Annotated in this window: 16 protein-coding genes; 15 read left to right on the top strand and 1 reads right to left on the bottom strand. The window is 59.5% G+C overall.

Going from position 1 to position 17899, the window contains the following annotated elements; genetic code table 11:
- Window positions 1-5 precede the first annotated feature (5 nt).
- The 13 genes from atpB (at window position 6) to B9H00_RS09460 (ending at window position 13754) form a co-directional block, all read left to right on the top strand.
- Window positions 6-830 (top strand): F0F1 ATP synthase subunit A, encoded by an 825-nt coding sequence (atpB, locus tag B9H00_RS09520; protein WP_086900452.1) that lies wholly within the window; start codon window positions 6-8, stop codon window positions 828-830.
- A gap of 71 nt (window positions 831-901) precedes the next feature.
- The gene (atpE, locus tag B9H00_RS09515; protein WP_086621131.1) at window positions 902-1129 is read left to right on the top strand and encodes a F0F1 ATP synthase subunit C; all 228 of its coding nucleotides are present in this window, start codon (window positions 902-904) and stop codon (window positions 1127-1129) included.
- A 78-nt stretch (window positions 1130-1207) separates the two neighbouring features.
- Window positions 1208-1678 (top strand): F0F1 ATP synthase subunit B, encoded by a 471-nt coding sequence (locus tag B9H00_RS09510; RefSeq protein WP_086900451.1) that lies wholly within the window; start codon window positions 1208-1210, stop codon window positions 1676-1678.
- A gap of 11 nt (window positions 1679-1689) precedes the next feature.
- On the top strand, window positions 1690-2226 hold the full coding sequence (locus B9H00_RS09505; RefSeq protein WP_086900450.1) for a F0F1 ATP synthase subunit delta: 537 nt from the start codon (window positions 1690-1692) through the stop codon (window positions 2224-2226).
- A 16-nt stretch (window positions 2227-2242) separates the two neighbouring features.
- Complete coding sequence (gene atpA / locus B9H00_RS09500) at window positions 2243-3787, top strand: F0F1 ATP synthase subunit alpha (RefSeq protein WP_086900449.1); 1545 nt, start codon at window positions 2243-2245, stop codon at window positions 3785-3787.
- Window positions 3788-3845: 58 nt separating this feature from the next.
- Window positions 3846-4733 carry a F0F1 ATP synthase subunit gamma gene (gene atpG, locus B9H00_RS09495; protein WP_086900448.1) on the top strand — a complete coding sequence of 296 codons (888 nt, stop codon included), beginning with the start codon at window positions 3846-3848 and terminating at the stop codon, window positions 4731-4733.
- Between the two features lie 44 nt (window positions 4734-4777).
- A complete protein-coding gene (gene atpD, locus B9H00_RS09490) occupies window positions 4778-6151 on the top strand; it encodes a F0F1 ATP synthase subunit beta (protein ID WP_086900447.1) in 1374 nt (457 codons plus the stop codon).
- Between the two features lie 12 nt (window positions 6152-6163).
- Window positions 6164-6589: a F0F1 ATP synthase subunit epsilon gene (locus tag B9H00_RS09485; RefSeq protein ID WP_086900446.1), complete on the top strand. Its 426-nt coding sequence runs from the start codon at window positions 6164-6166 to the stop codon at window positions 6587-6589.
- A gap of 226 nt (window positions 6590-6815) precedes the next feature.
- Complete coding sequence (gene glmU, locus B9H00_RS09480) at window positions 6816-8177, top strand: bifunctional UDP-N-acetylglucosamine diphosphorylase/glucosamine-1-phosphate N-acetyltransferase GlmU (protein ID WP_086900445.1); 1362 nt, start codon at window positions 6816-6818, stop codon at window positions 8175-8177.
- A 222-nt stretch (window positions 8178-8399) separates the two neighbouring features.
- A complete protein-coding gene (locus B9H00_RS09475) occupies window positions 8400-9170 on the top strand; it encodes a DeoR family transcriptional regulator (RefSeq protein ID WP_086900444.1) in 771 nt (256 codons plus the stop codon).
- A 75-nt stretch (window positions 9171-9245) separates the two neighbouring features.
- Window positions 9246-11081 (top strand): glutamine--fructose-6-phosphate transaminase (isomerizing), encoded by a 1836-nt coding sequence (gene glmS, locus B9H00_RS09470; RefSeq protein ID WP_086900443.1) that lies wholly within the window; start codon window positions 9246-9248, stop codon window positions 11079-11081.
- A 241-nt stretch (window positions 11082-11322) separates the two neighbouring features.
- On the top strand, window positions 11323-11688 hold the full coding sequence (locus B9H00_RS09465) for a hypothetical protein (RefSeq protein WP_086900442.1): 366 nt from the start codon (window positions 11323-11325) through the stop codon (window positions 11686-11688).
- Window positions 11689-11699: 11 nt separating this feature from the next.
- Complete coding sequence (locus tag B9H00_RS09460) at window positions 11700-13754, top strand: pyrroloquinoline quinone-dependent dehydrogenase (protein ID WP_236944243.1); 2055 nt, start codon at window positions 11700-11702, stop codon at window positions 13752-13754.
- Between the two features lie 193 nt (window positions 13755-13947).
- Here B9H00_RS09460 and B9H00_RS09455 read toward each other — a convergent pair whose 3' ends face one another.
- Window positions 13948-16047 (bottom strand): AsmA family protein, encoded by a 2100-nt coding sequence (locus B9H00_RS09455; RefSeq protein WP_086900441.1) that lies wholly within the window; start codon window positions 16045-16047, stop codon window positions 13948-13950.
- Between the two features lie 90 nt (window positions 16048-16137).
- On the opposite strand from B9H00_RS09455, the gene pdxY reads away from it, so the two are divergent.
- Window positions 16138-17016 (top strand): pyridoxal kinase PdxY, encoded by an 879-nt coding sequence (gene pdxY / locus B9H00_RS09450; RefSeq protein ID WP_086900440.1) that lies wholly within the window; start codon window positions 16138-16140, stop codon window positions 17014-17016.
- 32 nt (window positions 17017-17048) lie between these two features.
- Window positions 17049-17879, top strand: coding sequence for a DUF72 domain-containing protein (locus B9H00_RS09445; protein ID WP_086900439.1), 831 nt, complete (start codon window positions 17049-17051; stop codon window positions 17877-17879).
- The last annotated feature ends 20 nt before the right edge of the window (window positions 17880-17899 follow it).

Raw genomic sequence — 17899 nt, 5'->3', positions numbered from 1 at the left:
ACGCTATGGCAGGCAACGCACCGACCTCAACCGAGTATATTACTCACCACCTACAGAATCTGACCTTCGGCCTCCACCCCGATCACGGCTGGGCCATCGCCCATAATGCCGAGGAAGCAAGGGCCATGGGGTTCTGGGCCATCAATCTGGATACCATGGGTTGGTCGATTGCGACCGGTCTGCTGTTTCTCTGGCTGTTCCGCTTTCTCGCCCGCACGGTCACCAGTGGTGTACCGACCGGACTGCAGAATGCGCTCGAGATGGTCTTCGAGTTTGCCAACGGCATCATCCGCACCAGTTTCAGCGGCCACAGCAAGATGGTTGGTCCGATGGCTCTGACGCTGTTTTGCTGGATCTTTTTCATGAACAGCCTCAAATGGTTGCCCATCGATCTGGTTCCGCAGATTGCGCACAAGCTGGGCATCGATTACATGCGTATCGTACCGACCAGTGATCCCAACGCGACGCTGGGCATGGGCTTTGCCATCTTCCTGCTGATCATCTACTACAGCATTCGCAACAAGGGGTTCAGTGGTTTTGCGAAGGAACTATCCTTTCGTCCCTTTAATCACTGGGCGCTGATTCCCTTCAATCTGATACTTGAACTGGTCGTACTGATCGTCAAGCCCATCAGCCTTGGGCTGCGTCTCTTCGGCAACATGTTTGCCGGTGAGGTCATCTTCATCATGATTTCCCTTCTGCCCTTCTGGGCCATATGGGTACTTGATGTCCCGTGGGCGATCTTTCACATTCTGGTCATCACGCTGCAGGCCTTCATCTTTGCCGTGCTGAGTGTGGTGTATCTGAGCGCCTGCTTTGAAGAGCACTGAATCCAATAACAATATTCGCCTCAAAACCCTTTTACCCCTTGTCTGAAAAAACCTGAAACAGGAGCCATTCCATGGAACTCGTCTACATTGCTGCCGCCATCATGATCAGCGGTGCCGCCCTCGCTACCGGTATCGGCTTTGGTCTGCTCGGTGGCAAACTGCTCGACTCTACCGCGCGTCAGCCGGAACTGGGCGACCAGCTGCAGACCAAAACCTTCATCATGGCCGGTCTGCTTGACGCCGTTCCCATGATCGGTGTGGGTATCGCGATGTACCTGATCTTCGTTGTTGCCGGTTAAGTAAACGCTGTACGCCGGGCCCCTTGTGCTCGGTGTCGCCGTTTCCGGCCACCACGAACCCGCAGGAGGTAGATCCGCGTGAATATCAATATGACGCTTATCGGACAGATGATCGCCTTTGCGATCTTCGTCTGGTTCTGCATGAAATATGTGTGGCCTCCGATCACGCAGGCACTCACCGAGCGTCAGCAGCGCATTCAGGAAGGCCTCGAAGAGGCTGACCGGGCTCGCGCCGAGCTGCACAAGGCCAATGAACAGGCCGAGGAAACGCTGCGTGAAAGCCGTGAGGAAGCCGCGCGCATTCTCGACAAGACACGTGTCCGTGCCAATCAGATGATCGAGGAAGCACGTACCGATGCCCGCGCTGAAGGCGAGCGCATGATTGCCAATGCCCGCAGCGAGATTGACAGTGAGATTCAGCAGGCCAAGAGCGAACTGCGTGCTCAGGTAGCAGCACTGGCCATCCAGGGCGCCGAACGCATTCTCGAGTCTTCCATCGACGAAAAGAAACATCGTGAGATGGTTGATCGACTCGCTGAAGAGCTCTGAGGAAACGCCACATGTCAGACCACATCACGCAGGCACGTCCCTATGCAAGGGCCGCTTTTGAGCTAGCGAGAGAAGACAAGGCGCTGGACGCCTGGTCAGCGATGCTGGCCGAGGCGGCGCGTCTGACCGGTGACGAGCGTATCGAACGGTTGCTCGTGGATCCGCAGCGTACACCGAGTGACAAGGGGCAGGTTTTCGTCAAGCTGCTTGATGAACTGCTCCCTAATCGTGGCGCCAATTTCCTGATGGTGCTGGCACGACAGCAGCGTTTGCCTGCTCTGGCATCGCTGAGTGATCTGTTCGAGGCTGAGCGCGCCGAGTTTGAAAGACGCGTCAGTGTCGAGATCACTTCGGCCTTCGAGCTGGACGAGGCACAAAAAGACAAGCTCGCACAGGCGCTCAAGCGGCGTCTGAATCGCGAAATCACGATCACTACTTCTGTGGACAAGACGCTGCTGGGTGGCGTTGTCATTCGTGCCGGCGATACCGTTATTGATGGATCGGCGCGTGGGCGACTGACACGGCTTTCCAGCATCCTGAACCACTGAAGTCGAGGGACATGGCATGCAGCAACTGAATCCTTCCGAAATCAGCGACATCATCAAGGGCCGGATCGAGAATCTTGACCTTGATGCACAGGCGCGCAATGAAGGCACCATCGTCGGCGTTGCTGACGGTATCGTGCGCATCCACGGACTGGCCGATGCCATGTTCGGTGAGATGATCGAATTCCCCGAAGGCATCTTTGGCATGGTACTCAACCTCGAGCGCGACAGCGTCGGCGTTGTGGTACTGGGCGACTACCAAAAGCTTCAGGAAGGCATGACCGGCAAGTGCACCGGCCGCATTCTGGAAGTGCCGGTCGGTCGCGAACTGATCGGTCGCGTCGTCGATGCGCTCGGTAACGCCATTGATGGCAAGGGTGATATCAACACCACCGAAACGGATGCTGTTGAAAAAGTGGCGCCGGGTGTTATCTCTCGTCAGGGTGTTGATCAGCCGGTCCAGACCGGTCTGAAATCGATCGATGCCATGGTGCCGATCGGTCGCGGCCAGCGTGAGCTGATCATCGGCGACCGTCAGATCGGCAAGTCCGCCATTGCCATCGATGCGATCATCAACCAGAAAGGCAAGGGCATCACCTGCGTTTACGTGGCCGTCGGTCAGAAGCAGTCGACCATTGCCAACGTGGTAAGAAAGCTTGAAGAGCATGGCGCGATGGAGCACACCATCATCGTTGCGGCCGGCGCTGCCGACCCCGCCGCCATGCAGTTTCTGGCGCCCTACTCCGGCTGCACCATGGGTGAATATTTCCGCGACCGCGGTGAAGACGCCCTGATCGTGTATGACGATCTGTCCAAGCAGGCCGTGGCCTACCGCCAGATTTCCCTGCTGCTGCGTCGTCCGCCGGGTCGTGAAGCCTACCCGGGTGACGTGTTCTATCTCCACTCCCGTCTGCTCGAGCGCGCTTCGCGCGTGAACGCCGAGTATGTGGAAAAGATCACCAACGGTGAAGTGACCGGCAAGACCGGCTCGCTGACGGCTCTGCCGATCATCGAGACTCAGGGCGGCGACGTTTCGGCGTTCGTTCCGACCAACGTCATCTCGATCACCGACGGTCAGATCTTTCTGGAAACCGGCCTGTTCAACTCGGGCGTTCGTCCGGCCATCAACGCAGGCCTTTCAGTCTCGCGTGTTGGTGGTGCGGCCCAGACCAAGATCATCAAGAAGCTCGGCGGCGGTGTGCGTCTGGCACTGGCGCAGTATCGTGAGCTGGCAGCCTTCTCGCAGTTTGCCTCCGATCTGGATGAAGCCACACGCAAGCAGCTCGAGCACGGCCAGCGCGTGACCGAACTCATGAAGCAAAAGCAGTATTCACCTATGTCGATCGCCGAAATGGCTGTCTCGCTTTACGCTGCCAACGAGGGATATCTCTCCGACGTGCCGGTCGACAAGGTGCTGAATTTCGAACGTGATCTGCTCGATTACATGCGCACCGAAAAGGGTGAGCTGATGGAGAAGATCAACAGCACCGGCGGTTACGACAACGATATTCAGCAGGGGCTGAAAAGCGGCGTTGAATCGTTCAAGTCAACGCAGAGCTATTGATGATCCGGACCCTTCGGGGTCCGGGCGCCCTGCGCTGATTGTTTAGGAGAATATCGCTATGGCAGCCGGAAAAGAGATCAAGTCCCAGATCGGGAGCATCAAGAATACCCAGAAGATCACCAGCGCCATGGAGATGGTGGCAGCATCCAAGATGCGCCGCGCTCAGGAGCGCATGGCGGCCAGTCAGCCCTATGCCAGCCAGATCCGTCGGGTAGTCAGCCATATCAGTCAGGCCAATCCGGAATATCGCCACGATTATCAGATCGAGCGTGAGGTCAAGCGCATCGGCTATATCGTGGTGACGTCGGATCGCGGACTGTGTGGTGGCCTGAACAGTAACCTGTTCCGGCGTGTACTGCGCGACGTGCGGCAATGGCGTGAAAAGGGTGTCAGCGTGGCCTTTTGCGCACTGGGGACCAAGGGCAGTGTCTTCTTTCGCAAATATGGCGGTGATCTGCTGGCAGCGACCCGTAACCTGGGGGATGCCCCCGAGGCCAGCGAGCTGATTGGCAGCATCAATGTCATGCTGGAAGCCTTCGATAATGGCGAGATCGATCGACTGGATCTGGTGTACAACGAATTCGTCAACACCATGAGTCAGAAGCCGACCGTGCGTCAGCTGTTGCCGTTGCCCGAAGAGATAGAGCAGGAGTCTGGCTCATCGGCAGAAGCGGAAACTTCAAAGAGCAGCTGGGGCTATACATACGAGCCGGACGCTCAAAGCCTGCTCGACAGGCTGCTGGTGCGCTATGTCGAGTCGCAGGTCTACCAGGCGGTGGTGGAAAACATTGCCAGCGAGCAGGCCGCTCGCATGATCGCGATGAAAAACGCCACTGATAACGCCGGTGACATCATTGATGACCTGCAGCTTCAGTACAACAAGGCGCGTCAGGCAGCCATCACCCAGGAAATTTCCGAGATTGTGGGTGGTGCCGCTGCGGTCTAGGTCGGCCCGTCGGACAGTTATTTACAGGTTCAAGAGGAATCAGGATGAGCGGACGTATCGTACAAATCATCGGTGCGGTGATTGACGTCGAGTTTGACCGCAGCGAGGTCCCCCACGTTTATGAAGCCATGAACGTGGAAGAAACCGGCACCGTACTCGAAGTTCAGCAGCAGCTGGGCGATGGCATCGTGCGTGCCATCGCCATGGGCTCTACCGAAGGTCTCAAGCGCGGCATGGCCGTTGTCGGTACCGGTGCGCCCATTTCGGTCCCCGTGGGTGAAAAGACCCTAGGCCGTATCATGAACGTGCTGGGGGAACCGATCGACGAGGCCGGCGACATTGGTGAAGACAAGCGCAGCCCGATCCATCGCGCTGCGCCAAGCTTTGCCGATCAGTCAGCTTCCAGTGAGCTGCTGGAAACCGGCATCAAGGTCATCGACCTGATCTGCCCGTTTGCCAAGGGCGGCAAGGTCGGTCTGTTCGGCGGCGCCGGTGTTGGCAAGACCGTCAACATGATGGAGCTGATCCGTAACATCGCGACCGAGCACTCCGGTTACTCGGTATTCACCGGTGTTGGCGAGCGTACTCGTGAAGGTAACGACTTCTACTATGAAATGAAGGAGTCCAACGTTCTCGACAAGGTATCGCTGGTTTACGGTCAGATGAACGAGCCGCCGGGTAACCGTCTGCGCGTGGCCCTGACCGGCCTGACGATTGCCGAGCAGTTCCGTGATGAAGGTCGCGACGTTCTGTTGTTCGTCGACAACATCTACCGCTACACGCTGGCAGGGACCGAGGTATCGGCACTGCTGGGTCGTATGCCGTCAGCCGTAGGCTATCAGCCGACACTGGCCGAAGAGATGGGCATGCTGCAGGAGCGCATCACCTCGACCAAGACCGGCTCGATCACGTCTGTCCAGGCCGTCTACGTTCCCGCGGATGACCTGACTGACCCGTCTCCGGCCACGACCTTCGCCCACCTAGATGCCACGGTCGTACTGGCTCGTTCGATCGCAGAGCTTGGTATCTATCCGGCCATCGATCCGCTGGACTCCACCTCGCGTCAGCTTGATCCGCTGGTCGTGGGTGATGAGCACTACGGCGTGGCGCGCGGCGTTCAGAACGTGCTGCAGCGTTACAAGGAACTCAAGGACATCATTGCCATTCTGGGCATGGATGAGCTTTCCGATGAAGACAAGCAGACCGTGGCCAGGGCGCGAAAGATCCAGCGCTTTTTGTCACAGCCTTTCTTCGTGGCGGAAATCTTCACCGGCGCACCCGGCAAGTACGTGTCGCTCAAGGAAACCATCCGCGCCTTCCAGGGCATCCTCAACGGTGACTACGACCATATGCCTGAACAGGCGTTTTACATGGTCGGTACGATCGACGAAGCGATCGAGAAAGCCGAAAGCATGTAAGGAGGGGCGCTCATGGCGACCATGCAATGCAGTATCGTCAGCGCGGAACGCAATATCTTCGCCGGCGAAGTAGAACGCGTTGTAGCGATCAGCGTGCTTGGCGAGATGGGGATCCTGCGCGGGCATGAGCCAACGCTGACGGCCCTGAAGCCGGGGCCGGTCCGGATTGTCCACGAAGGGGGTGAAGAAGAAGTCTTCTACGTCTCCAGTGGTTTTCTGGAAGTACAGCCGAACATGGTCATCGTGCTGGCCGATAGTGCCGACCGTGCCCGTGATCTGGACGCTGCCGAAGCTGAAAAGGCGCGTGATGAAGCCCGTCGCGCCCTGCAGGGAAAAACAGGCGAGATGGATTACCATCAGGCACTGGCCGAGATCGAAGCGGCAACTGCCCGACTGCGAACCCTGTCACAGCTGCGCAACCGTCGCGGCCAGCAGTAGTCTTGAGCAAAATTGTCGCATCATGGCCACAAGCCATGGATGCGTTTTGCCGGCGGCCTTCGGGCCGCCTTTTTTGTAACTGCCATGCGCATCTCAACCAATCCGATTAATTCGCGCCCTGATACACTGTCAGCCACAGGAATGATCAGGCATGACAGAGCATGTCATCTGTTGGGTGCATGATCGATGATCGTTTTTCATTCAGCGCGGGGGAGAGTCTTCTTTCATGTCCATTGATGTCGTGATTCTGGCTGCCGGCCAGGGCAGTCGCATGCGTTCGCAAAAGCCCAAGGTACTGCACGAACTGGCCGGCAAACCCATGGTGCGTCATGTCATCGAGTCAGCCATGAAGGCTTTCTCGTCACCTCGACTTCATGTCGTTGTCGGGCATGGCGCCGATCAGGTGCAGGCAGCACTGTCCGACCTGCCCATCAACTTTGCCCATCAGCATGAGCAGCGCGGTACCGGCCATGCCGTATCGCAGACCCTTGAAGCGCTGGGCAATGGTCCGGTGGTCGTGCTTTATGGCGATGTGCCGATGATCCAGGCGCCGACCCTGAGTGCTCTGGTCGAGCGGGTTGATGAGCAGCACATGGCGCTGCTGACCGTCACCATGGCCAACCCTCATGGTTACGGGCGCATCGTGCGCAATGACCAGGGACAGGCCGTGGCCATAGTCGAACAAAAGGATGCCAGCGCCGAACAGCTTGAAATCGGTGAATGCAACACCGGCATTCTGGCCGCTACCGGTGATCAGCTGCGTCGCTGGCTGCCGGCGCTGTCCAGTGACAATGCCCAGGGCGAGTACTATCTGACCGATATCATTGCCATGGCTGCGAGTGAAGGGATTGAAGTGGCTACGGCCGAGCCGGCTCTGGTCAGTGAAGTCCAGGGCGTCAACGATCGAGTTCAGCTCTCGGCACTGGAACGTATCCATCAGTCCCATGAGGCGGAGCGGCTCATGCGTGAGGGCGCAAGCCTGGCCGATCCGAAGCGACTGGATGTGCGCGGTGAGCTGAGCGTGGGTCAGGACGTCTTCATTGATGTGGGCTGTATTTTCGAGGGACGTGTGCATCTGGGCAATGGCGTTCATGTGGGCCCCTACAGCATCATCCGCGATGCCAGCATCGGCGATGCCACCCGCATTGAAGCGCACAGCATGGTCGAGGGCAGTGAAACGGCCGGTGACAACGCCATTGGTCCCTTCGCGCGTCTGCGTCCGGGCACGCGGCTCGAGAAGAAGGCGCGCATCGGCAACTTCGTAGAGACCAAAAAGGCACACGTGGGTGAAGGCAGCAAGATCAACCATCTGAGCTACATCGGTGACGCAACGCTGGGCAAGGGCGTCAATATTGGCGCGGGCACCATCACCTGCAATTATGATGGGGTCAACAAGCACCGTACCGAGGTGGGTCATAACGTTTTCATCGGCTCCAACTCGGCGCTGGTGGCGCCGGTCACGATTGGTGATGGCGCAACGGTTGCCGCCGGCTCCACCGTGACCGACACGGTCGAGGATCAGGCGCTGGCCATCGCGCGTGCCCGTCAGATCAACAAGCAGGGCTGGACACCGCCACATCGCAAGTAATCCGCAGAAGCCTGAAGCTTCTATCGGGCGCCGCACAGCCGTGCGGCGCCTTTTTTTGGCCCGGAGGTGTGCCCCTGTGGACGTATTCGACTTAAGGCGCATATTTTTGTGCCAAAAGCGCTGTATCAGCTTGACCTGATCGTCGTTGTAGTTTTTCATTCGAAACACAAAATCTTTCGTATCGAAAGAAATAGATTTCAATTGATGGATGTCCCTGTTCCCATGAGCCGACGTCAGACCCCACAACGCCGGGAGGCCATTCTTGATCTGCTGGCAGCGCGCGGTGAGGTGGCCGTTGAAACGCTGGCCCAGCATTTCGACACTTCGAGTGTGACCATCCGCAAGGATCTGGCGACGCTGGAAGGGGCCGGTCATCTGATTCGTCGTCATGGCGGCGCGACACTTGTACCGCGTGAAGGGGATCAGGGGCGTCATCGAATTTCGCCGATCAAGCAGGCGCTGGCACAGGCGGCCAGCGAGCGCATCGCCGATCATGCGCGGCTGATCATCGACAGCGGTAGTACCACCAGTGCCCTGATCCCGACGCTGGCCCATCGCACCGGCATGGTGGTCATGACCAACTCGCTGGGCGTGGCCGGGGCGCTGCAGGCGCTGGACAACCCCCCTGCCCTTTTGATGACCGGCGGGACCTGGGATCCGCATTCGGCTTCCTTTCAGGGTCGGGTGGCCGAGACCGTGCTGCGCGCCTACGACTTCGATCAGCTCTTTATCGGCGCTGACGGCATCGATCTGGCGCGCGGAACCACCACCTTCAATGAACTGACGGGGCTTTCGCAGGTCATGGCCGAGGTGGCGCGCGAGGTCGTGGTGATGGCGGAATCCGACAAGATTGGCCGGCGCATTCCCAATCTCGAGCTCGGCTGGGCTCAGATTGATGTATTGATTACCGATGACGGTCTGGCAGAGACCAGCCGTCAACAGATCCGTGACCAGGGCGTCGTGCTGATCTGTGTCAGCACGCAGACGCCATGACATCCCCGTGGGCCGGGCAGGACTCGGCCCTCAAGGGGGATATCGAAATTTTTGGCATTTCAGGAGAGATAAACCATGTGTGGCATTGTAGGCGCGGTCGCTGACCGTCAGGTACAAAATATCCTGCTTGAGGGTCTCAAGCGTCTTGAGTATCGCGGCTATGACAGCGCCGGCATGGCTGTTCTGTCAGCCGATGCGCGCCTGTCGCGTCAGCGCGCGGTCGGCAAGGTGGCGGCGCTGGAAGAAAAGCTGCTGGCCAATGGCCTGCGCGGCCATGTCGGCATCGCCCATACCCGCTGGGCCACGCATGGTCGTCCGAGCGAGAACAATGCCCACCCGCACCAGTCCGGTGACAGCCTGGCGGTCGTTCATAACGGCATCATCGAAAACTATGAACTGCTCAAGGCCGAGCTTGAAGGTCAGGGCTACGTGTTTCTTTCCGAAACCGATACCGAAGTGATCGCGCATCTGATGTCGCGCGAAGTCTCGCGTCATGATGACCTGCTGTCTGCCTTCCAGCACGTGGTCGAGATGCTCGACGGTGCCTACGCGCTGGCCGTGACCCATGCCGACTACCCCGACCAGATTGTGGGCGCGCGCAAGGGCAGCCCGCTGGTGGTTGGCGTGGGCATCGATGAAGCCTTCCTGGCTTCCGATCCGCTGGCGCTGTTGCAGGTGACCGATCGCTTCATCTACCTGCAGGAAGGCGATGTGGCACGTCTGACTGTCGGCGGTGGTATCGAGATTTTCAACGCCGGTCAAAGTGTCGAGCGCCCCAGCTCGGTCTTCGAACACGGGGATGGGGCCATCTCGCGCGGTGACTATCGCCACTTCATGCTCAAGGAAATCCACGAGCAGTCTCAGGTCATCGCCAATACCCTGGAAGGCCGTCTGGGCGATCGCCACGTCTTTACCCGCATTCTGGGCGCTGAAGCCGACGACCTCCTCGACCGCGTCAAGAACATCCAGATCATCGCCTGTGGTACCAGCTATCACGCCGGCATGGTCGCGCGTTACTGGCTGGAAAAGCTGGCGGGCGTGCCGACCCAGGTCGAAGTGGCCTCCGAGTATCGCTATCGTGAAGTGGTCGTCCCCGACGGTACGCTGTTTGTCACGCTCTCCCAGTCCGGCGAGACGGCCGATACGCTGGCAGCGCTGCGTTATGCTTCTCAAAAGGGCGGCTATCTGGCCAGCCTTGCCATCTGCAACGTGCCGGGCAGCTCACTGGTTCGCGAATCCGACCTGACCCTGATGACTCAGGCCGGTCCGGAGATCGGTGTGGCCTCCACCAAGGCCTTCACTACTCAGCTGGTGGCCCTGCTGCTGCTCACTCTGGCCCTGCGCCATGTTCGCCAGGGTGATGATGAGGTGCAGGCTCGTCTGGTCAACGCGCTGCGTGAGCTGCCGCGTCTGATCACGCGCGGTCTGGCACTCGACGGTGCCATCGAGACGATGTCAGCGGCCTTTGCCGAAAAGCATCATGCGCTGTTTCTGGGACGCGGCACCATGTTCCCGATCGCGCTGGAAGGGGCGCTCAAGCTCAAGGAAATTTCCTATATCCACGCCGAAGCCTACCCGGCCGGTGAGCTCAAGCACGGCCCGCTGGCGCTGGTCGACAGCGACATGCCGGTCATCGCAGTGGCGCCCAACGACGAACTGCTGGAAAAGCTCAAGTCCAACCTGCAGGAAGTCCGCGCCCGTGGCGGTGAACTTTTCGTCTTTGCCGATGAGCATGTGGCGATTAACGAAAGCGAAGGCGTTCATGTGCTGCGCATGCCGGCTGTCGATGACGTGATTGCCCCGATTCTTTATACCCTGCCGCTTCAGCTGCTCTCCTATCACGTGGCCGTGCTCAAGGGCACCGACGTGGATCAGCCGCGTAATCTGGCCAAGAGTGTCACCGTCGAATAAGACGCACTCGTTAAGGTCTGCGCCGATATCGATGGGAGTCGATATCGGCGTTTTTGATGCATTTCGCTTGATGGTGCGCCAGGCGTACAGCCCCATTCTTCTGTAATTCTGTTATAATCCTTAATTCAGACTTGTCATCCACGTCTGATCAATCAAAGCCGATAAAAGAAATAAGGAAACACCGTTTCATAGCGGCCCCTGTTTCCTGTACCCACCTTTCCTCAGGGAAGAGAGACTACTCATGTCGTCATCGTCATCTTCAAGGGCGGGCGTCATGGTGATGCTTGCCGCCTCACTGGCGGGGCTCGCCGTGGCGTTTTATGCCTATATCACACCGCTGACCGGTGTTACCGGCACGCTGGGCGCAATGGCCGTCATCATTACCTGCCTCGTACTGGCTGTGCTGTCGCTGATTCTGCCCGCCATGCACGGCAAGATTGGCCGCATTCTGCTGCGCCTGATCATTCTTGCCGTCATTGTCGGCACCGCCTTTGCCGCTTCATTGCTTCATCTCTGGTGGCTTGTCGCAGCCATGGCGATCGCCCTTGTGGGACTGATGATTGCCATATTTCGTTCGGCACCCGCCGCGCAACCCACCCGTTCATGAGGATTCAGGGAATGGACAGCCATAGAACCATTGCAAGATGCGCGGGTATTGCGGGTCTGTTTGCCGGTGTACTGATGTCTGCGCCGCTGATGGCCGAGCAGCAAAATACGCCCGAGCAGCAAAACACGCCTGAACAGCAGGACACCGCCGGGCAGCCGGCCGCGTCGCAAAGCGACCAGAGCAACCCGCATGCCAATGTTCCGCTGGTGCCGGACTCGCCGACCTGGAACAGCTTTCACGGTCAGCTCAACGCCCAGAAATACAGCCCGCTGGATCAGATCAACGTCGATAACGTTGGTCAGCTCGAAAAGGTATGGGAAGTTCATACCGGCGATATTTCCGATGGCAAGGGCGATACACCGGCCACGGTCTGGTCGGCCACACCGGTCTTTGCCAATGACACGCTCTATATCGGTACGCCGTTTTACAAGCTGATCGCCTACGATCCCGCCACCGGCAAGGAAAAGTGGCGCTTTGATACGCAGTCCTCCAGGGAAGCGCTGACCCAGCCCGTGCTCAAGAACCGCGGCGTGGCCTACTGGGAAGCTGACAACCCGGTCGAGGGCGAGTCGTGCCAGAAGATCGTCTATATGGGCACCATGGACGCTCAGCTGTTTGCCATTGACGCTGATACCGGCAAGCCGTGTCAGAATTTCGCCGACAACGGCGTACTCAATGTCGATCAGTGGAACACCATCAATCCCAAGTTCCCGCTGTCGCTTCTGCAGCCGCCGACCATCGTGGGTGACCACGTGATCTTCGGCTGGGCCGGCAAGGACTGGGCCTACGAGGAAGCGCCGGCCGGTACGGTCTTTTCGGTCAACGCGCGCACCGGTGAGCGGGAGTGGACCTTTGAGGCCCTGCCGGAAGATGTTCGCGCGAAAAGCGGTACCGCCAACGTCTGGACACAGATGTCGGCCGATGAGAAAAACGGTCTGATCTATCTGCCCGTTTCCTCGCCGTCGCCCAACTACTGGGGTGGTAACCGCAAGGAAGATATTCCGCTGGGGACTTCTACCACGGCGCTGGATATCAATACCGGCAAGGTGGTCTGGTCGCGTCAGTGGGTGCATCACGACCTGTGGGACTACGACATCAACTCCGCGCCGACGCTGATGGACATTACCGTCGACGGCAAGGAGATCCCGGCACTGGTGCAGGCCACCAAGCAGGGCTTTTTGTTCGTGGTCAATCGCCTGACCGGCGAGGATGTCTGGCCGATCGAAGAGCGTCCGGTTCCCCAGGGTGACGGCAGCGTCGAAGGCGAAGTCTATTCGCCGACCCAGCCCTTCCCGACCAGGCCGGCCCCGCTGCTGGATCAGTCCAAAAAGCCCGCCATCTGGGGTCTGGCAGATGCTGTCGGCTTTGGTCAGTGTTCGCGTCTGTGGGACAAGCTGACCTATGAAGGCATGTACACGCCGCCCACCACCCGTGGTGAAGGGGCGCTGGCCTATCCTGACAGTGCCGGTGGCGTCCAGTGGGGCGGTGTGGCGTTTGATCCCGTCAGTCAGACGGCAATCGTCAATACCTCGCACATTGTTCAGACCATCAAGCTCTACAATCGCGAAGACTATAAAAAGGCCGATAACGGTTCAGGCAATGAAAGCGGATTCGCACCGCAGGAAGGCGCGCCCTACGGCATGCGTCTGAATGTGGCCCGTAACTGGCTGGGTATGCCCTGCTGGGAGCCGCCCTTTGGTGAGCTCGTCGCCATCGACATGCACACCGGTGATGTCAAGTGGCGCAAGCCGGTCGGCGCCTCGCAGCAGTTCGGCTTCTTCATGCCGGAGCGCTGGGGTTCCCCCACCATTGGTGGTCCGGCCGTGACGGCGGGTGGTGTGGTCTTCATCGGTGCCTCCATGGATGCCAAGGCTCGTGCCTACTCGCTTGATACCGGCGAAGAGCTCTGGGAAGACCAGACCGAGGCCCCGGTAGTCGCCAACCCGGCCGTGTATGAATACAAGGGTCGTCAGTACGTCGCCTTTGTGGCCGGCGGCAACACCATCCTCAAGGATCAGGTGGGCGATCAGATTGCGGTTTACGCGCTGCCGGAAGACAAGAAGTAAGTTCCGATGCCAGACCGTTGATGACGGGGCGTCCCTTCCAGGGGCGCCCCGTTTTTCATGGCATGAAGCAATGATGCCGTGCTCTGGAAACAACCGACATCAATGTGACGGAGATCGGATAGTGAGATGTGGGGACTGATTAAAAATGCCGGCACAGGGGCCGGCGTTTTTAACCCGTCTTCTTCCCGAGGGGTCAGTCGGTTTTCATGCGCTGAATCAGCGCGCCGCACTGACTTTTTTCACCGGCGCTTGGCGAGATCAGCGCACCCAGGGCGGCTACCGGCGCCGCCAGTGTGCCAAGTGCCACGGCGGCCGCGCCACGGGCAATCAATGGTGCGGCTTCCACACCCGGCGACGGGTTCTTGAAGGTGCCACTGACATAAAGCGGCGTGCGCAGGGTGAAAATGCGAAAGCCCTTGCTCTCCGGTTTGATGGTCAGATCCATCTGTTCGCTGGCCAGATTCACCGCGCCTTCCACGTTGATGATGGCATTGTCGGTATCGATGGTGAATATCCGCGGACGTACCATGCCATCATTGAACTGGAGGTCGGCTGCGGCGCAGTGAATGGCGACCTCTTCATCGCCAAACAGCTCACCGATGAGATAGTTGCCCACGTTGAGGCCGGCAAGCTCCATCAGATTGCGACTGATGCGGCCCTGTTCGATCAGAAGCTGGAGCTCGCCATCGCTCGATCCCAGCAGCGCGGCGACCGAGTTGCCTCGTCCTGTCAGGGTGGCATCGCCGTTGATCTCGCCCAGCCCCTGGGTCAGATCACTGTCGTTGGGCAGAATCTCGCTTAGATGGAGCCCGCGTGCGTGCATGTCGATGCGCGCGCGCAGGGGCGATTCCTGACCGCTCAGACGCAGGGTGGTATTGAGATGGCCGCCGGCCACGCCGAAGCTCAGCGGGTCCAGCAGGATCTCGCCATTGTCCATGACCAGATGAGTGGACAGATCGCTCAGGGGCAGCGATTCACCGTGCACGATATTTTGTGCACGAAAGCGCACGTCAGCGTCCATGGTGTCCCAGCGATCAGTGTTGAACTTTGATACCGGCAGCACCTTGTCGGCGGGCTGGTCGGGATTGACAGAATTACCGGTATCCTTATTGTCGGCCCCTACCAGCGGAGCAAGGTCGGCAAAACGAAGCTGCTTCGATACCAGTTCACCGGTCAGCGTCGGCCGCGGGTCACCATTGACGTAGCGCAGGCTGCCGTGGATGTCGCTGTCACCGATCGTGCCGTCAAAGTCGCGGTATTCATAGGTGGCACCGTCGGGATGGTTCAGATCGGCCGTCAAATGGCCTTTGGTGGCATAGGGCGGGGTCTGGGGCAGCACGACACCGGTCAGGGTGTAGAGATCGCCCAGGTTGTCACCGGCGATGCCGACCTGCAGATCCAGCCCGGCAGGCGCCATTGGATCGTTGAGCGTGCCGATCACATCAAGGCGGGAATTGCCTGAGGCCAAGTGCACCTCCAGTGGGAAGCGTCCACCTTCACGCAGCGCTGTCGGCCCGCCTAGCCGTCCCTTGCCGTCCAGCGCACTGCCTCGCCAGGTGCCCTTGAGCTGCCAGGCAAAGCGGAAGTCGCGCTCGCCTGTTGTCGCGCTGTTCTTTGACGCACTACGGTTGTCGGCGGATGCTGGATCGTTGCTGTCGGTTTTTTGATCGCTGCCGACCACCTCTTCCCAGCGCACCGGCTCGCCCAGCGTCTCAAGCGTGGCAGTGGCGTCCACATCAAGTACCTGATCAGCAAGGGCGACCTGTACCCGGTCGACATCGAGCTGGTCGATGGCAAACTGCCAGCCGCTGCCTTCCTTTTGATCGCTTGTGTGCTTGTTGCTGTCGGAAGCCTTGGTGAACTGCCAGTTGTTGTGGGTTTCATCGATTCGGCGCAGGGTAGCGCTGGCATCGCGTACCACCAGATCATGCAGCGCAATACGCTTTTGCAGCAGGGCAAACGGGCGCAAGCTCACTGCCAGATGGCCGATATGGGCCATGCGCGCTTCATCGGTGCCGGCCTCCACGCGACGTGCCTGGTTTAGTTCGCCTGGATCGCCCAGCACGATATCGTCAGCGCTCAAGCGCGGCGAGAGATGCCAGCTGTCCCAATGCCAGGCAAGCCCCAGATCGCCCTGAATGGCAAAGGGACGCCCCAGGGCGTCGGAGACGCGGTCATTGATCGTGGGTCTGAGCCAGTTCCAGCTCATCAGGGTCATGACAAGGGCGAGCAGTATCAGCAGGGCCAAAAGCCCCCCCAGTATCCGACTGATGATACGCATGGCACGCGACATGAGCGGTCTACCTCAACGTGATGTTATCTTTTAAAGCATAGACAGCCCCGCGTCATCGTGGGTATTCCATGTGTCGATCGAGTTCTCTTCATGACCCATATCATTTCCATTCAGAGTCACGTCGCCTATGGCTACGTGGGTAATCGCGCCGCCGTACTTCCGTTGCAGCGTCTGGGCTGCGAGGTCACCGCCATCAATACGGTGCAGTTTTCCAACCACACCGGCTACGGCGCCTTTACCGGCGAGGTCTTTACACCGTCGCACCTGAAGGACGTGCTCGATGGCGTCGAGGCGCTGACCGGGCTCAAGGATGTCCAGGCCGTGCTGTCGGGCTATATGGGAGATCAGGGCATTGGCCGGGCGGTGCTGGAAAGCGTGAGTCGCGTGCGTGCGGCCAATCCGGGCGCGGTGTATTGCTGTGACCCGGTGATGGGTGACATCGGCCGTGGCTTTTTCGTGCGCGAGGATATCCCGGCCTGGATGCGCGACTGCGCCGTCCCGGCGGCTGATATCGTCACGCCCAATCAATTCGAGCTGGCCTTTCTGGCCGATCATTCGATCCGGACGCTTGATGATGTACTGACGGCAGCGGCGTGCCTGCGTGAACATGGCCCGAGCGTGGTGCTGGTCACCTCGCTGGACATCGATGACAGTTGCTCGGAGACCATCGAAATGCTGGTCGATACCGAAGCCGGCAGCTGGCGGATCGCTACCCCCCGTTTCGACTTTCCGGTAGCGCCCAATGGTGCCGGCGACTTCACCGCGGCAGTATTTCTGGCCTGCTGTCTGCGCGATGAGGACGGGATTACCGGCGAGGGGCCGGCGCGCGCACTGGAACGCACGGCAGAGGCGGTGCATGCGCTCTTTACCCACACCTGGCAGGCCGGCACCCGGGAGCTTGCCATGATTCAGGCCCAGAACGAGATCGTCTCGCCCCGCCAGCGCTTTGATGCCGAATGGGTGCGCTGATCATGACGGGCAGGCTGTAGCTGGGTCTGGCCATGTGGGCCAACGCCGACTGGCGCGGCACGCTTTATGGGCGTTACGCCGAGCCGAGTGACTCGCTGCCGGACTATGCCAGCGTCTTTTCCTGCGTCGAAGGCAATACCACCTTCTATAGCGGGGCACCGCGGGAGGACGTGGTGGCCACCTGGGCGAGACAGGCGCCGACACACTTTCGATTCTGCTTCAAGCTGCCCTCGATGCTGACCCATGACAAGCGGCTGGTGGGCATTGAAGCCGAGCTGGATCATTTTATCGAGCGGTTGGCGCCGCTGCATGATCGGCTGGGGCCGACCATGATTCAGCTGCCGCGGGACTTCGGTCTCGATGAGCTGCCCATGCTTGAAGCTACTCTGAAACGCTGGCCGAAAGCGCTGCCGTGCGCCGTGGAAGTGCGGCACAGTGAGTTTTTCCACAAGGGGGCGGCCGAACAGTCGCTCAACCGGCTGTTGATAACTCACGGGGCCGATCGGGTCATGCTGGATGCCCGCGCGCTTTTTGCCACCCCGGCCGGTGACGATGTCCGGCTACAGCAGGCCCAGCGTGAAAAGCCACGTCGACCACTCCATGTGCTGAGCACGGCAGCACAGCCGGTGGTGCGCTTTATCGGACACTTCGATGACGCCATCAATCACGCACGCTTTACGCCCTGGATCGAGCAGCTGGCGCTGTGGATGGAACAGGGGAAAAGTCCTGTATTGTTTGTGCATACCCCGGATAATCGTGCGGCGCCGCTGCTGGCGCGCGATTTTTACACGCGGCTGGCCGAGCGGATCGCGCTGCCGAGACTTTCCGAGTTTGCCGGTGAGCGTCAGGAATCACTCTTTTGATGTAACAGCGCGTGATGTGG

The sequence above is a fragment of the Kushneria marisflavi genome (assembly GCF_002157205.1).
Lineage (GTDB): Bacteria > Pseudomonadota > Gammaproteobacteria > Pseudomonadales > Halomonadaceae > Kushneria > Kushneria marisflavi.
The sequence above is the reverse complement of the archived record's forward strand: the minus strand, read 5'-3'. Positions and strand labels throughout refer to the sequence as shown.

Excerpts from the sequence above, each read along its gene's own strand:
- atpB (WP_086900452.1), top strand. The coding sequence starts at position 6 with ATGGCAGGCAACGCACCGACCTCAACCGAGTATATTACTCACCACCTA.
- atpE (WP_086621131.1), top strand. The coding sequence starts at position 902 with ATGGAACTCGTCTACATTGCTGCCGCCATCATGATCAGCGGTGCCGCC.
- B9H00_RS09505 (WP_086900450.1), top strand. The coding sequence starts at position 1,690 with ATGTCAGACCACATCACGCAGGCACGTCCCTATGCAAGGGCCGCTTTT.
- atpA (WP_086900449.1), top strand. The coding sequence starts at position 2,243 with ATGCAGCAACTGAATCCTTCCGAAATCAGCGACATCATCAAGGGCCGG.
- atpG (WP_086900448.1), top strand. The coding sequence starts at position 3,846 with ATGGCAGCCGGAAAAGAGATCAAGTCCCAGATCGGGAGCATCAAGAAT.
- atpD (WP_086900447.1), top strand. The coding sequence starts at position 4,778 with ATGAGCGGACGTATCGTACAAATCATCGGTGCGGTGATTGACGTCGAG.
- B9H00_RS09485 (WP_086900446.1), top strand. The coding sequence starts at position 6,164 with ATGGCGACCATGCAATGCAGTATCGTCAGCGCGGAACGCAATATCTTC.
- glmU (WP_086900445.1), top strand. The coding sequence starts at position 6,816 with ATGTCCATTGATGTCGTGATTCTGGCTGCCGGCCAGGGCAGTCGCATG.
- B9H00_RS09475 (WP_086900444.1), top strand. The coding sequence starts at position 8,400 with ATGAGCCGACGTCAGACCCCACAACGCCGGGAGGCCATTCTTGATCTG.
- glmS (WP_086900443.1), top strand. The coding sequence starts at position 9,246 with ATGTGTGGCATTGTAGGCGCGGTCGCTGACCGTCAGGTACAAAATATC.
- B9H00_RS09465 (WP_086900442.1), top strand. The coding sequence starts at position 11,323 with ATGTCGTCATCGTCATCTTCAAGGGCGGGCGTCATGGTGATGCTTGCC.
- B9H00_RS09460 (WP_236944243.1), top strand. The coding sequence starts at position 11,700 with ATGGACAGCCATAGAACCATTGCAAGATGCGCGGGTATTGCGGGTCTG.
- B9H00_RS09455 (WP_086900441.1), bottom strand. The coding sequence starts at position 16,047 with ATGTCGCGTGCCATGCGTATCATCAGTCGGATACTGGGGGGGCTTTTG.
- pdxY (WP_086900440.1), top strand. The coding sequence starts at position 16,138 with ATGACCCATATCATTTCCATTCAGAGTCACGTCGCCTATGGCTACGTG.
- B9H00_RS09445 (WP_086900439.1), top strand. The coding sequence starts at position 17,049 with ATGTGGGCCAACGCCGACTGGCGCGGCACGCTTTATGGGCGTTACGCC.